The following is a 422-nucleotide window of genomic DNA, read 5'->3' as shown; positions in this document are numbered from 1 at the left end:
CTTGCCAGAGCCGAAGCATCGATTTTTGAGCCTAATTCTGTCGATAGGTTGGTCGGTTCTGGTCCATTCTCATTGGCGATCTTCTCAAACAAGATGTTAAGACTGAACCGCAATGATGCGTATTCAAATCAGGTTCCGATCCTAAATCGAGTCGAATTCTGGGTTTACCCAGAGTGGGCAGAGAGTAAAGCGTGTGCTCAAAATCAGGTGTGCGTAAAAGTGCCTGAAAAAACACTCAAAGTTGGCGAATACAGCTGCGCACATGCGCAAGCTCACGGCTCTACTTTTTTCAAAATTCAAAATCCAAAGTTGCCTTCTAGAAACCGAACATTCACAGTTGAAGACACCTCGGAATGCCAAGCTTTTTTCAGCCAATCTTCAGCACCCGATGATACTAAGCTCACCGTCGAGTATGGGAATTT

At 45.0% G+C, this 422-nt stretch carries 1 pseudogene; it reads left to right on the top strand.

Annotated elements, in window-relative coordinates:
• A pseudogene (locus A3712_RS10195) lies at nt 1–422 on the top strand (peptide ABC transporter substrate-binding protein); the annotation flags it as partial.

The organism is Vibrio sp. HI00D65, from assembly GCF_001635455.1.
In the GTDB taxonomy this organism is placed as follows: domain Bacteria; phylum Pseudomonadota; class Gammaproteobacteria; order Enterobacterales; family Vibrionaceae; genus Vibrio.
This window is presented reverse-complemented; position numbering and strand designations above follow the sequence as displayed.